Below are 14034 nucleotides of genomic sequence, written 5' to 3'. Positions count from 1 at the left end.
CACACGCACGCGCACACGCGAGGGGCTCCCGTACCCACCGTACGGGAGCCCCTCGCGCGGGAGTCGGGTGGTCAGCCGCCGAACTCGTGCAGGCCCTTCAGCGCCTGGTCCAGCAGCGCCTGCCGGCCCTCCAGCTCGCGCGCGAGCTTGTCGGCCCTGGCGTTGTTGCCCTGGGCGCGCGCCTGCTCGATCTGGGAGCGCAGCTTGTCCACGGCGGCCTGCAGCTGACCGGTCAGACCCTCGGCACGCGCGCGTGCCTCCGGGTTCGTCCGGCGCCACTCGGTCTCCTCGGCCTCCTGCAGCGCCCGCTCGACCGCGTGCATCCGGCCCTCGACCTTCGGCCGGGCGTCGCGCGGCACGTGGCCGATGGCCTCCCACCGCTCGTTGACCGAGCGGAACGCCGCGCGGGCCGCCTTCAGGTCGGTGACCGGCAGGAGCTTCTCGGCCTCCTCGGCCAGCTCCTCCTTGAGCTTCAGGTTCTCGGCCTGCTCGGCGTCCCGCTCGGCGAAGACCGAGCTGCGGGCGGCGAAGAACACGTCCTGGGCGCCGCGGAAGCGGTTCCACAGGTCGTCCTCGTGCTCGCGCTGGGCGCGGCCCGCGGCCTTCCACTCGGACATCAGGTCCCGGTAGCGCGCCGCCGTCGGACCCCAGTCCGTCGAGTTCGACAGCGCCTCGGCCTCGGCGACCAGCCGTTCCTTGATCTGGCGCGCCTCCTCGCGCTGGGCGTCCAGCTGCGCGAAGTGCTGCTTGCGGCGCTTGGAGAACGCCGACCTCGCGTGCGAGAAGCGGTGCCACAGCTCGTCGTCGGACTTGCGGTCCAGACGCGGCAGGCCCTTCCAGGTGTCCACCAGGGAGCGCAGCCGCTCACCGGCCGCCCGCCACTGGTCGGACTGCGCCAGCTCCTCGGCCTCGGCGACCAGTGCCTCCTTGGCGCCGCGCGCCTCGTCGGACTGCTTCGCCCGCTGCGCCTTGCGCTCCTCGCGACGCTTCTCCACCAGGGCGACGAGCTTGTCGAGCCGGGCCCTGAGGGCGTCCAGGTCGCCGACCGCGTGGTGCGCGTCGACCTGCTCCCGCAGGTGGTCGATGGCCGCCTGGGCGTCCTTCGCCGACAGGTCGGTCGTCTTCACCCGCTTTTCGAGGAGGCCGATCTCGACAACCAAGCCTTCGTACTTGCGTTCGAAATAGGCCAGCGCCTCCTCGGGGGAGCCTGCCTGCCAGGAACCGACGACCTTCTCGCCGTCGGCCGTACGCACGTACACGGTCCCCGTCTCGTCGACGCGGCCCCACGGGTCGCTGCTCACAGCGCCTCCTCCACATGATGCCTGCGGAGGGCTTCGCTACCCCCGGGCATCGTCCACAGTTTCGTCACGGCCAACATAGGCGACCGGCGGGGGGCCTGTCCGCATCCCGCGCGACCGAACTTTCGCTGATGAGGGTCAGGATTTCGTGACGGTGGCCTTGTCGATCACGACCGTCGCGTTGGGCGCTCCGTCTCCCGCGCCGGTGCTCTCGCCCGCCGCGGCGATCTTCTTCAGCACCGTCATGCCCTCGTCCGAGATGGTGCCGAACGGCGTGTAGCTGGGCGGCAGCGGGCTGTTCTGGTACACGAGGAAGAACTGGCTGCCGCCGGAGCCCGGCTGACCGGTGTTCGCCATCGCCACCGTGCCCGCCGGGTACGTGTTGTCCTTCAGGCTCTTGTCCTTCAGGTTCTCGTCCGGGATGTTGTAGCCCGGTCCGCCGTTGCCCTGGCCCGTCGGGTCGCCGCACTGGAGCACGTAGATGCCGTTGGTGGTGAGCCGGTGGCACGGCGTGTGGTCGAAGTAGCCCTTGCCGGCCAGGAAGTCGAACGAGTTGACGGTGTGCGGCGCCGCCGACGGCTTCAGGGCGATGTCTATGTCGCCGCAGGTCGTGGCCAGTTTCATCGTGTACTTCGCCGACTTGTCGATGGTCATCGCAGGTTCCTTCTTCCAGGTCTGCGTCTTGACCTTGCCCTCGGCGGGCTTGTCGCACGGGTCCTGCGCCTTGCCGCTCGCCGAGGCGCTCGGCGTGACCTCCGCGCTCGCGTTCGCCTTGTCGTCGTCGTCCCCCAGGACCACCCCGGTCGTGTACAACGCGACACTGCCGATCAGGACCACGCCGAGCACCGACGCGATCGCGGCGTTGCGCATGCGCGCCTTGCGCCGCGCGGAGGTGCGTCGCTGCTGCTGCCGCAAGAACTTCTCCCGGGCGAGCTGACGCCGCCGCTGCTCCTGGGTGACCACCGGGTTCTCTCCTCATGCGTCTTCGTGTGCCGACCGGTACGCGTGGGCGCGATGAACCGACCGTCTGCGTGTAGCCCCGTACCGTATATGGGTTCGCTGAGGAATCGGCACCGCCGGTAGGCTCTGACCGTGGGCGCGGCTCGTTCGCAAGCCCACCCGTACCGACACAAACGAAGGACGATCGTGCTCATTGCCGGGTTCCCCGCCGGGGCCTGGGGGACGAACTGCTACCTCGTCGCCCCTGCCGCCGGTGAGGAGTGCGTGATCATCGACCCGGGCCATCAGGCCGCCCAGGGAGTCGAGGAGGCACTCGCCAAGCATCGGCTCAAGCCCGTCGCCGTCGTCCTCACCCACGGCCACATCGACCACGTGGCCTCGGTCGTCCCCGTGTGCGGCGCGCACGGCGTCCCGGCGTGGATCCACCCCGACGACCGGTACATGATGAGCGACCCCGAGAAGGGGATCGGCCGCACCATCGGCATGCCGCTCATGGGCGAGCTGACCGTGGGGGAGCCGGACGAGGTCCGCGAGATGACCGACGGCGCGAAGCTGGAGCTGGCGGGCCTGGAGCTGACGGTCGCGCACGCGCCGGGCCATACCAAGGGGTCGGTGACCTTCGGCCTGCCCGAGGCGGCGGACATCCCGCCGGTCCTCTTCTCGGGCGACCTGCTGTTCGCCGGCTCCATCGGACGCACGGACATGCCGGGTGGCTCCATGGACGACATGCTGGCGTCCCTCGCCCGTGTCGTCCTGCCGCTCGACGACCAGACCGTGGTGCTGTCCGGCCACGGCCCCCAGACGACCATCGGCCAGGAGCGCGCCACCAACCCGTATCTGCGGCAGGTGGCGGCGGGCCGCCAGGAGCACGGCGCCCCCGATGCTCCCCGACGAGGAATGTGACGAGAGACCTTCCGTGAGCACCTTCAAGGCCCCCAAGGGCACGTACGACCTGCTGCCGCCGGACTCGGCCAAGTACCTGGCCGTCCGCGAGGCGATCGCGGCCCCGCTGCGCAACTCCGGTTACGGCTACATCGAGACGCCCGGTTTCGAGAACGTCGAGCTGTTCGCACGCGGTGTCGGTGAGTCGACCGACATCGTGACCAAGGAGATGTACGTCTTCGAGACCAAGGGCGGCGACCGGCTCGCCCTGCGCCCGGAGACCACCGCCCCCGTCCTGCGCGCGGTCCTGGAGGCCAACCTGCACAAGGCGGGCAACCTGCCGGTGAAGGTCTGGTACTCCGGCTCGCAGTACCGCTACGAGCGGCCCCAGAAGGGCCGTTACCGCCACTTCTCCCAGGTCGGCGCCGAGGCGATCGGTGCCGAGGACCCGGCGCTGGACGCCGAACTGATCATCCTGGCCGACCAGTCGTACCGCGCGCTGGGCCTGAGCGACTTCCGCATCCTGCTCAACAGCCTCGGCGACAAGGAGTGCCGCCCCGTCTACCGGGCCGCCCTCCAGGACTTCCTGCGCGGCCTCGACCTGGACGAGGACACGCTGCGCCGCGCCGAGATCAACCCGCTGCGCGTCCTGGACGACAAGCGCCCCGAGGTGCAGAAGCAGCTGACCGGCGCCCCGCTGCTGCGCGACTACCTGTGCGACGCCTGCAAGGCGTACCACGAGGAGGTCCGCGAGCTGATCACGGCGGCGGGCGTGGCCTTCGAGGACGACCCGAAGCTGGTGCGCGGGCTGGACTACTACACGCGCACGACGTTCGAGTTCGTCCACGACGGCCTCGGCTCCCAGTCCGCGGTGGGCGGCGGCGGCCGCTACGACGGCCTGTCCGAGATGATCGGCGGCCCGTCCCTGCCGTCCGTGGGCTGGGCCCTCGGCGTCGACCGCACCGTCCTCGCCCTGGAGGCGGAGGGCATCGAACTGGACATCCCGTCCGCGACCTCCGTCTTCGCGGTCCCGCTCGGCGAGGAGGCCCGCCGGATCCTCTTCGCCAAGGTCACCGAGCTGCGCAAGAACGGCGTCGCCGCGGACTTCTCCTACGGCGGCAAGGGCCTCAAGGCCGCGATGAAGGCCGCCAACCGCTCCGGCGCCCGCTACGCCCTGGTACTGGGGGAGCGCGACCTGGCCGAAGGCGTCGTCCAGCTCAAGGACATGGAGACCGGCGAGCAGACCGCGATCGGCGTCAACGAGATCGTGGCCGAGCTGGAGTCGAGGCTCGGCTAGCAGGCCCGTACGCCTCGTCGGCCCAGGGGTGCACGTATTCGTTCACGTGTGCCCCTGGGGACGGGAAACGGCCGGAACGCACCCGTTCGGAGCGATCCGCGGTGCGCTCTTATGCTCATCCAACGGTGGTCTCACAGAGTGGTGCGGCACAATGGCCCTGCCCGAAGCAGGTCCCACTCTCAAGTGACGGAATCGGCGTGATGAGCAAGACGACAGTGAAGGACGTCTCCACCGTGGCAGAGTCCGCGCCGGAACCCACCGCAGGAGCACCGCGCACCGAGGGCGGCAGCCGGGCCCTCGCACTGCTTCTGGTGATCACGGGCGCGGCCGGCCTGCTCGCCGCGTGGGTCATCACGATCGACAAGCAGAAGCTGCTCGAAGCCAAGATCGCCGGCACGACGTTCACACCCGGCTGCAGCCTCAACCCCGTCGTCTCCTGCGGCAGCGTCATGGAGAGCGACCAGGCCACCGTCTTCGGCTTCCCCAACCCGATGCTGGGGCTGGTCGCGTACGGCATGGTGATCTGTGTCGGGATGAGCCTGCTCGGCCGGGCGAGCTTCCCCCGCTGGTACTGGCTCACCTTCAACGCCGGCTGCCTGTTCGGCGTCGGGTTCGTGACGTGGCTGCAGTTCCAGTCCCTGTACCGGATCAACGCGCTGTGCCTGTGGTGCTGCCTGGCCTGGGTCGCCACGATCCTGATGTTCTGGTACGTGACGTCCTTCAACGTCCGCAAGGGCCTCCTGCCCGCGCCGAACTGGCTCAAGGGCTTCTTCGGCGAGTTCACCTGGGTGCTGCCGGTGCTGCACATCGGCATCGTCGGCATGATGATCCTGACCCGCTGGTGGGACTTCTGGACCAGCTGACGGGCCCGTGGACGGATCCGCCGGCGGACCGGCGGACGGCCGCCCCCGCCGCGCCCGCCGCGTTGTCAGTGCGGTGATTTAGGGTTCAGAGCGTGGAGCCCGACCTGTTCACCGCCGCAGCAGAAGAACGCCAGGAGAAGGACCCGACCGGCAGCCCCCTCGCCGTGCGGATGCGCCCGCGCACCCTCGACGAGGTCGTCGGCCAGCAGCACCTGCTCAAGCCCGGATCACCGCTGCGCCGCCTGGTCGGCGAAGGCGCCTCCGGCCCCGCGGGGCCCTCCTCGGTCATCCTCTGGGGCCCGCCGGGCACGGGCAAGACCACCCTCGCGTACGTCGTCTCCAAGGCCACCAACAAGCGCTTCGTGGAGCTCTCGGCGATCACCGCGGGCGTCAAGGAGGTCCGCGCGGTCATCGACGGCGCCCGCCGCGCCGTCGGGGGATACGGCAAGGAGACCGTCCTCTTCCTCGACGAGATCCACCGCTTCAGCAAGGCCCAGCAGGACTCCCTGCTCCCGGCCGTGGAGAACCGCTGGGTCACCCTCATCGCCGCCACCACCGAGAACCCGTACTTCTCGGTGATCTCCCCCCTGCTCTCCCGCTCCCTCCTCCTCACCCTCGAGCCCCTCACCGACGACGACGTCCGGGGCCTCCTCCGCCGCGCCCTGACCGACGAACGCGGCCTCAAGGAGGCCGTCACGCTCCCCGAGGACACCGAGGGACACCTGCTGCGCATCGCCGGCGGCGACGCCCGCCGCGCGCTGACCGCCCTGGAGGCCGCCGCCGGTGCCGCGCTCGACAAGGGCGAGACCGAGGTCACCCTGGCGACGCTGGAGGAGACGGTCGACCGGGCGGCCGTGAAGTACGACCGCGACGGCGACCAGCACTACGACGTCGCCAGCGCCCTGATCAAGTCCATCCGCGGCTCCGACGTGGACGCCGCCCTGCACTACCTGGCCCGGATGATCGAGGCCGGCGAGGATCCCCGATTCATCGCGCGGCGCCTGATGATCTCCGCCAGTGAGGACATCGGCCTCGCCGACCCGAACGCGCTGCCCATCGCCGTCGCCGCCGCCCAGGCCGTCGCCATGATCGGCTTCCCCGAGGCCGCCCTCACCCTCAGCCACGCCACCATCGCCCTGGCCCTCGCCCCCAAGTCCAACGCCGCCACCACCGCCATCGGCGCCGCCCTGGACGACGTGCGCAAGGGTCTGGCCGGACCGGTTCCGCCGCACCTGCGCGACAGCCACTACAAGGGCGCGGGCAAGCTCGGACACGGGCAGGGATACGTGTACCCGCACGACCTGCCCGAGGGCATCGCCGCCCAGCAGTACGCCCCGGACGAGCTGAAGGAACGGACGTACTACGCCCCCACCCGGCACGGCGCCGAGGCCAGATACGCGGACGCGGTGGAGTGGACCCGGGAGCACCTCGGTCGCAGGCGGTCCTGAGCAGCCTGTAGAATGGCCCGAAGCGCTGAGTCCCGTGCAGTCAGAACGGGACAACCAGCCGGAACCCCCAGCGGGTTCCAGGAGCGTCGCGCACCGTCGACCGGTGTCGCGGGCAGCCCACCACCGCCCGGAGTTCCGGGACCGGTCGGTGGGCCACTCGCGTGCTGCACGTATGTGCCCAGACCAGGGGAGCGGCTGCCCGGCAGGTCCCGAGCGGACCCGGCGGGATTCCCCGGCTGCGGATGCGACCTCCCTCAACCCTGACAAGCCGGAAACTCAGAAAAGAGACACAGACAGTGGCGAACCAGTCCCGCCCCAAGGTCAAGAAGTCGCGTGCCCTCGGCATCGCGCTGACGCCGAAGGCCGTCAAGTACTTCGAGGCCCGCCCCTACCCGCCGGGTGAGCACGGCCGCGGCCGCAAGCAGAACTCGGACTACAAGGTGCGTCTGCTCGAGAAGCAGCGTCTGCGCGCGCAGTACGACCTCAGCGAGCGCCAGCTCGTCCGCGCCTACGAGCGTGCCTCCAAGACCAACATGAAGACCGGCGAGGCCCTGGTCATCGAGCTCGAGCGCCGTCTCGACGCGCTGGTCCTGCGTTCGGGCATCGCCCGCACGATCTACCAGGCCCGCCAGATGGTCGTGCACGGCCACATCCAGGTCAACGGCCAGAAGGTCGACAAGCCGTCCTTCCGCGTCCGCCCGGACGACGTCGTGCAGGTGCGCGAGCGCTCCAAGGAGAAGACCCTCTTCACGATCGCCCGTGAGGGTGGCTTCGCCCCCGAGGGCGAGACCCCGCGCTACCTCCAGGTGAACCTCAAGGCCCTGGCGTTCCGCCTGGACCGCGAGCCGAACCGCAAGGAGATCCCGGTGATCTGCGACGAGCAGCTCGTCGTCGAGTACTACGCCCGCTGACCCCAGCCCCGGCGCAGTACACCAGCGGTACCTCAGCCCGCCGTCTCCCCGCCCTTCCGGGTGGGCGAGGCGGCGGGCTTCGCCGTCCGCGCGCCCGACGCGGCACGCCTCACGGGCCCCCGCGGCACCGGCGGCGAGGCCGGCACCCCGGGCCGCCGCAGCGCCCGCGACACGGCCTCCCGGCGGCCGAGCCGCGCGCCGTGCCGGACGTACTCCTCGTACCGCTCGTCGCCCAGCTGCTCCCGCGCGGCCGCCTCGCACAGCTCGTGCGGCACGTTGTAGTGCGCCGAGCCGAACAGCGGCAGTCCCACCGACGGCCACATCCGTCCGGCCGCGCCCTGGAGCACCGCCGCCTCCGCCGCGTCGCCCTCGGCCAGCGTGACCAGGGCCAGCAGCTCCACCGCCAGCACCGAGCCCAGCTGGTCCCGGAAGCGGTGCGCACCGCCCAGGCAGTCGGCCAGCAGCTCGCGGGCGCGCGCCGGCTCGCCGTCGTTCCAGGCCGCGTAGGCCAGCACGTACAGCGCGTAGCCCCGGGCCCAGCGCTCGCCGTGGTCCTCGCACACCTGGCGCACGTCCTCGCACAGCCGCACCGCGTCCGGCAGATCGCCCTGGAACGCCCGGGTCATCGCCAGCTCCACCTGACCCATCAGGACGTTGCTGTTGAGCTCGCCGATCTCCCGGTAGCGGTGCAGAGCGGAACGCAGCAGCGCTTCCGCGCGCGGCATGTCGTCCATGACCAGCGCCAGACAGCCGGTGCGGTGCTCCGCGTACGCCAACGCCGTGGGGTTGGCCGACCGCTCGGCCACCGCCCGGCACTCCTGGAGCGCCGCCAGCGCGGGCACCGTGTCCCCCTGGAGGATCGCCACGTGGCCGAGCACCCACAGCGCCTTCAGCCGGGGCTGCTCGCCCGCCGTCCGCTCCGTGTCCAGGCGCACCGCCTGCTCCAGCCAGCGCCGACCCTCCGACAGCCGTCCACACCCGACCCAGTGGAACCACAGGGCGCCCGCCAGGTACTGACCCAGGTGCGCCTCGTCCGGCTCGGCCAGGCAGTACTCCAGGGCGCCGCGCAGATCGGGCAGCTCCGCCTCCACGCGCGCGGCGACCTCGCGCTGGCGCGGCGAGAACCACTCCAGCTCGCACCAGGTGGCCAGACCCACGTACCAGTCCCGGTGCCGCCGCCGCAGCCGCACCGCGTCGCCCATGGCCTCCAGCCAGTCGGCGCCGTAGGCGCGCACGGTGTCGAGCATCCGGTAACGCACCCCGGCCGGAGTCTCCTCGCGGGTCAGCACGGACTGGGCGAGGAGCGCGGAGAGCACGTCGAGCACGTCGTCGGCGGACAGCCCGCCGCCGCTGCACACGTACTCCGCGGCCTCCAGGTCGAACGGCCCCGCGAACACCGACAGCCGTGCCCACAGCAGCCGCTCCGCCGGCGTGCACAGCTCGTGGCTCCAGCCGATCGCCGTGCGCAGCGTCCGGTGGCGGGGCAGCGCGGTGCGGTCCCCGCCGGTCAGCAGGCGGAAGCGGTCGTCCAGCCGTTGCAGCACCTGCCTCGGCGACAGCACGCACAGCCGTCCCGCGGCCAGCTCGATCGCCAGCGGGATCCCGTCCAGACGTCGGCACAGCTCCCGCAGTTCCCCGCCGCCCTCGTCCGGGTCGCCGTCGCCGCCGTACCTCACGTGCCGCTGCGCCGCCCGGACGGTCAGCAGCTCCACCGCCTCCTCCGGGGCCAGCGGCGGCAGCGGAACCAGCCGCTCCCCGGCCACGCCCAGTGGTCTGCGCCCCACGGCCAGGATCCGCAGGCCCGGGGCGCGGCCCAGCAGGTCGGACGCCAGCGCGGCGCAGGCGTCCACCAGGTGCTCGAATCCGTCGAGGACCAGCAGCAGCTCCCGCTCGGCGACGTGCTCGAGCAGTGTCTCGCGCGGCAGCCGCGTCGTGTGGTCGGTCAGGCCCAGCGCCTCCACGACCGCGTAGTCGACGAACTCCTCGTCGCGCACCGGAGCCAGCTCCACCCGCCAGACCCCGTCCCGGGGCGTGCGCCGGGAGGCCGCCCGCGCCGCCAGCCGGGACTTCCCGACCCCGCCGGCCCCGGTCACCGTCACCAGCCGCGCGGAGTCCAGCGCCCGGGCCAGGCCGGCGAGTTCCGACGCCCGCCCCACGAAGGTGTCGAGTTCCAGCGGGAGGTTGCCGCGCGGGGTGCCGCCGCGCCGAAGGTCTCGCATGAGACACGCAGCGTACTCAGTCGTATTCATTCCGTACAATCGCCGCGCATCCCTCCTCCGCGCGCGGACGGTAATGCGGTACGGAGCTCCGCGCCCGGCGCGATAGGCTCGGTACACGACTTTCTTGATGTTCAGGCACGTCTTTCAGGGAGCGGGTGCACAGTGTCCGGTGGCGAGGTGGCCGGGATCCTGGTGGCCGTCTTCTGGGCGATCCTGGTCTCCTTCCTCGCCGTCGCGCTGGCGAGGCTGGCCCAGACGCTCAGGGCGACCACCAAGCTCGTGGCGGACGTGACCGACCAGGCCGTCCCGCTGCTGGCCGACGCCTCCTCGGCGGTACGTTCCGCGCAGACCCAGATCGACCGGGTCGACGCGATCGCCTCCGACGTCCAGGAGGTCACGTCGAACGCCTCCGCTCTGTCGACCACCGTGGCCTCCACCTTCGGCGGCCCCCTGGTCAAGGTCGCGGCGTTCGGGTACGGCGTGCGCCGGGCACTCGGCGGCCGCAAGGAGGACCCGCCGGCCAAGGAGCCGCGGCGCACCGTGATCGTCGGCCGTACGATCCCGGCCGCGCGGCGGACGAAGCGGAAGAAGGACTGATCCAGCGATGTTCCGCCGTACGTTCTGGTTCGGCACCGGCGTGGCCGCCGGCGTCTGGGCCACCACCAAGGTCAACCGGAAGCTCAGGCAGCTGACCCCCGACAGTCTCGCCGCGACCGCGGCCAACAAGGCACTCGACGCCGGCACCCGGCTCAAGGACCGAGCGGTGGGTTTCGCCCTGGACGTCCGCGACAACATGGCCCAGCGGGAGGCCGAACTGGACGACGCGCTCGGGCTGAACGCCCCCGTCGACCGTGAACTCCCCGCACCCCGGCGTCACACCGCCATCGAGAACCGCAACAATCCGAGGTCCGCCCCGTCGCAGATCGACAGGACGACGTACTCGTACAACCGGAATGAGGACCACTGATGGAGTCGGCCGAGATTCGCCGCCGCTGGTTGAGCTTCTTCGAGGAGCGCGGTCACACCGTCGTCCCTTCGGCGTCGCTCATCGCGGACGACCCGACTCTGCTGCTCGTCCCGGCCGGCATGGTGCCCTTCAAGCCCTACTTCCTGGGTGAGGTCAAGCCCCCCTTCGACCGTGCCACCAGCGTGCAGAAGTGCGTGCGCACGCCCGACATCGAAGAGGTCGGCAAGACCACGCGCCACGGCACGTTCTTCCAGATGTGCGGCAACTTCTCCTTCGGCGACTACTTCAAGGAAGGCGCCATCAAGCTCGCCTGGGAGCTGCTCACCAGCCCCCAGGACAAGGGCGGTTACGGCCTCGACCCCGAGCGCCTGTGGATCACCGTCTACCAGGACGACGACGAGGCCGAGCGCATCTGGCACGACGTCGTCGGCGTGCCCGCCGAGCGCATCCAGCGCCTGGGCAAGAAGGACAACTACTGGTCCATGGGCGTGCCCGGCCCCTGCGGCCCGTGCTCCGAGATCAACTACGACCGCGGCCCCGAGTTCGGCGTCGAGGGCGGCCCCGCCGTCAACGACGAGCGGTACGTGGAGATCTGGAACCTCGTCTTCATGCAGTACGAGCGGGGCGAGGGCATCGGCAAGGAGGACTTCGAGATCCTCGGGGAGCTGCCGAGCAAGAACATCGACACGGGGCTCGGCCTGGAGCGCCTCGCCATGATTCTGCAGGGCGTGCAGAACATGTACGAGATCGACACCTCCATGGCGGTCATCAAGAAGGCCACCGAGCTGACCGGCGTGGCCTACGGCGACGCCCACGCCTCGGACGTCTCCCTGCGCGTGGTCACCGACCACATGCGCACCTCCGTGATGCTCATCGGTGACGGCGTCACCCCCGGCAACGAGGGCCGCGGCTACGTGCTGCGCCGCATCATGCGCCGCGCCATCCGCAACATGCGCCTGCTCGGCGCCACCGGTCCGGTCGTCAAGGACCTGATCGACGTCGTGATCGGGATGATGGGGCAGCAGTACCCCGAGCTGATCACCGACCGGGAGCGGATCGAGAAGGTCGCCCTCGCCGAGGAGAACGCCTTCCTCAAGACGCTGAAGGCCGGCACCAACATCCTCGACACCGCCGTGAGCGACACCAAGGCCGCCGGCGGCACCGTCCTCGCCGGCGACAAGGCCTTCCTGCTCCACGACACCTGGGGCTTCCCGATCGACCTCACCCTGGAGATGGCCGCCGAACAGGGGCTCTCCGTGGACGAGGACGGGTTCCGCCGCCTCATGAAGGAGCAGCGGGAGCGCGCCAAGGCCGACGCCCAGGCCAAGAAGACCGGCCACGCCGGCGCGGGCGCCTACCGCGAGATCGCCGACCAGGCCGGCGCCACCGACTTCGTCGGCTACACCGACACCGAGAGCGAGTCCACGATCGTCGGCATCCTCGTCGACGGCGCCTCCTCCCCGGCCGCCACGGAGGGCGACGAGGTCGAGATCGTCCTCGACCGCACCCCCTTCTACGCCGAGGGCGGCGGCCAGATCGGCGACACCGGACGGATCAAGGTCGACTCCGGTGCCGTCATCGAGGTCCGCGACTGCCAGAAGCCGGTCCCGGGCGTGTACGTCCACAAGGGCGTCGTCCAGGTCGGCGAGATCACCGTCGGCGCCAAGGCCCACGCCTCCATCGACGACCGGCGGCGCAAGGCCATCGCCCGCGCCCACTCGGCCACCCACCTCACCCACCAGGCCCTGCGCGACGCCCTCGGCCCGACGGCCGCCCAGGCCGGTTCCGAGAACCAGCCCGGCCGCTTCCGCTTCGACTTCGGCTCGCCGTCCGCCGTTCCGACGGCCGTGATGACCGACGTCGAGCAGAAGATCAACGAGGTGCTCGCCCGCGACCTGGACGTGCGTGCCGACGTCATGGGCATCGACGAGGCCAAGAAGCAGGGCGCCATCGCCGAGTTCGGCGAGAAGTACGGCGAGCGCGTGCGCGTGGTGACCATCGGCGACTTCTCCAAGGAGCTGTGCGGCGGCACCCACGTGCACAACACCGCCCAGCTCGGCCTGGTCAAGCTGCTCGGCGAGTCGTCCATCGGCTCCGGCGTCCGCCGCATCGAGGCCCTGGTCGGCGTGGACGCCTACAACTTCCTCGCCCGGGAGCACACGGTCGTCGCCCAGCTCCAGGAGCTGATCAAGGGCCGCCCGGAGGAGCTCCCGGAGAAGGTCTCCGCCATGCTCGGCAAGCTGAAGGACGCCGAGAAGGAGATCGAGAAGTTCCGCGCCGAGAAGGTCCTCCAGGCCGCCGGCGGCCTCGCCGACTCCGCCAAGGACGTGCGCGGCGTCGCCCTGGTCACCGGCCAGGTCCCCGACGGCACCACCGCCGACGACCTGCGCAAGCTGGTCCTCGACGTCCGCGGCCGCATCCAGGGCGGCCGGGCCGCGGTCGTGGCCCTGTTCACCACGGTGGGCGGCAAGCCCCTGACGGTGATCGCCACCAACGAGGCCGCCCGTGAGCGCGGTCTCAAGGCCGGTGACCTGGTCCGGGCCGCCGCCAAGACCCTCGGCGGCGGCGGTGGCGGCAAGCCCGACGTCGCCCAGGGCGGCGGCCAGAACCCGGCCGCCATCGGCGACGCCGTGGAAGCCGTCGAGCGGCTCGTGGCGGACACCGCCAAGTGAGCGCCGACCAGCAGGGGACCCCGGCGCTGCGCCGGGGCCGCCGCCTCGCCATCGACGTCGGGGACGCCCGTATCGGGGTCGCTTCGTGCGACCCCGACGGGATCCTCGCCACGCCGGTGGAGACCGTCCCCGGACGGGACGTTCCGGCGGCGCACCGCCGTCTGAGGCAGCTCGTCGACGAGTACGAGCCGATCGAGGTCGTCGTCGGCCTCCCTCGCTCCCTCAAGGGGGGCGAGGGCCCGGCGGCGGTCAAGGTCCGCGGCTTCGCGCAGGAGCTGGCCAGGGGCATCGCGCCCGTCCCGGTGCGTCTCGTCGACGAGCGGATGACGACCGTGACCGCCAGTCAGGGACTGCGCGCCTCCGGAGTGAAGTCGAAGAAGGGGCGGTCCGTCATCGACCAGGCCGCCGCTGTGATCATCCTCCAGCAGGCGCTGGAATCCGAACGGGTGTCAGGCAGAGCCCCCGGTGAGGGCGTCGAAGTGGTCAGCTGATCGCGATACGGTAACGTTCCGCGCGA

Annotated in this window: 12 protein-coding genes; 9 read left to right on the top strand and 3 right to left on the bottom strand. The window is 71.1% G+C overall.

Annotated elements, in window-relative coordinates:
• Positions 1-71: 71 nt before the first annotated feature.
• On the bottom strand, positions 72-1301 hold the full coding sequence (locus tag KUM32_RS08090) for a DUF349 domain-containing protein (RefSeq protein ID WP_217141112.1): 1230 nt from the start codon (positions 1299-1301) through the stop codon (positions 72-74).
• Positions 1302-1436: 135 nt separating this feature from the next.
• Positions 1437-2261, bottom strand: a complete 825-nt coding sequence (locus tag KUM32_RS08085; protein ID WP_217141111.1) for a peptidylprolyl isomerase — start codon at positions 2259-2261, stop codon at positions 1437-1439.
• Between the two features lie 183 nt (positions 2262-2444).
• Between KUM32_RS08085 and KUM32_RS08080 the strand changes: the two genes are divergently transcribed.
• From KUM32_RS08080 to rpsD, 5 genes are all read left to right on the top strand, one after another.
• Positions 2445-3161 carry an MBL fold metallo-hydrolase gene (locus tag KUM32_RS08080; protein WP_217141110.1) on the top strand — a complete coding sequence of 239 codons (717 nt, stop codon included), beginning with the start codon at positions 2445-2447 and terminating at the stop codon, positions 3159-3161.
• 13 nt (positions 3162-3174) lie between these two features.
• Entirely contained in the window at positions 3175-4437 is a 1263-nt protein-coding gene (hisS, locus tag KUM32_RS08075; RefSeq protein WP_217141109.1) for a histidine--tRNA ligase, read from the top strand.
• Positions 4438-4637: 200 nt separating this feature from the next.
• A complete protein-coding gene (locus tag KUM32_RS08070) occupies positions 4638-5300 on the top strand; it encodes a vitamin K epoxide reductase family protein (protein WP_217141108.1) in 663 nt (220 codons plus the stop codon).
• A 92-nt stretch (positions 5301-5392) separates the two neighbouring features.
• Positions 5393-6748: a replication-associated recombination protein A gene (locus KUM32_RS08065; RefSeq protein WP_217141107.1), complete on the top strand. Its 1356-nt coding sequence runs from the start codon at positions 5393-5395 to the stop codon at positions 6746-6748.
• A 296-nt stretch (positions 6749-7044) separates the two neighbouring features.
• Positions 7045-7659, top strand: coding sequence for a 30S ribosomal protein S4 (gene rpsD / locus KUM32_RS08060; RefSeq protein WP_030973190.1), 615 nt, complete (start codon positions 7045-7047; stop codon positions 7657-7659).
• Positions 7660-7691: 32 nt separating this feature from the next.
• Here the strand turns inward: rpsD and KUM32_RS08055 are convergent, their stop codons facing one another.
• Positions 7692-9878 (bottom strand): AAA family ATPase, encoded by a 2187-nt coding sequence (locus tag KUM32_RS08055; protein ID WP_217141106.1) that lies wholly within the window; start codon positions 9876-9878, stop codon positions 7692-7694.
• Between the two features lie 162 nt (positions 9879-10040).
• Between KUM32_RS08055 and KUM32_RS08050 the strand changes: the two genes are divergently transcribed.
• Genes KUM32_RS08050 through ruvX form a run of 4 tightly spaced genes read left to right on the top strand, consistent with a single transcriptional unit; the run spans position 10041 to position 14008 of the window.
• Positions 10041-10475 (top strand): DUF948 domain-containing protein, encoded by a 435-nt coding sequence (locus KUM32_RS08050; protein WP_217141105.1) that lies wholly within the window; start codon positions 10041-10043, stop codon positions 10473-10475.
• 7 nt (positions 10476-10482) lie between these two features.
• Positions 10483-10845: a hypothetical protein gene (locus tag KUM32_RS08045; protein WP_217141104.1), complete on the top strand. Its 363-nt coding sequence runs from the start codon at positions 10483-10485 to the stop codon at positions 10843-10845.
• Positions 10845-13517, top strand: a complete 2673-nt coding sequence (gene alaS, locus KUM32_RS08040) for an alanine--tRNA ligase (RefSeq protein ID WP_217141103.1) — start codon at positions 10845-10847, stop codon at positions 13515-13517. The genes KUM32_RS08045 and alaS overlap by 1 nt, the downstream gene beginning before the upstream one ends.
• Complete coding sequence (gene ruvX / locus KUM32_RS08035) at positions 13514-14008, top strand: Holliday junction resolvase RuvX (RefSeq protein WP_217141102.1); 495 nt, start codon at positions 13514-13516, stop codon at positions 14006-14008. Before alaS ends, ruvX begins: the two co-directional genes overlap by 4 nt.
• Positions 14009-14034 lie beyond the last annotated feature (26 nt).

It is taken from the genome of Streptomyces sp. AC627_RSS907 (genome assembly GCF_019049165.1).
The sequence above is the reverse complement of the archived record's forward strand: the minus strand, read 5'-3'. Positions and strand labels throughout refer to the sequence as shown.

Excerpts from the sequence above, each read along its gene's own strand:
- KUM32_RS08070 (WP_217141108.1), top strand. The coding sequence starts at position 4,638 with ATGAGCAAGACGACAGTGAAGGACGTCTCCACCGTGGCAGAGTCCGCG.
- KUM32_RS08055 (WP_217141106.1), bottom strand. The coding sequence starts at position 9,878 with ATGCGAGACCTTCGGCGCGGCGGCACCCCGCGCGGCAACCTCCCGCTG.
- KUM32_RS08045 (WP_217141104.1), top strand. The coding sequence starts at position 10,483 with ATGTTCCGCCGTACGTTCTGGTTCGGCACCGGCGTGGCCGCCGGCGTC.
- alaS (WP_217141103.1), top strand. The coding sequence starts at position 10,845 with ATGGAGTCGGCCGAGATTCGCCGCCGCTGGTTGAGCTTCTTCGAGGAG.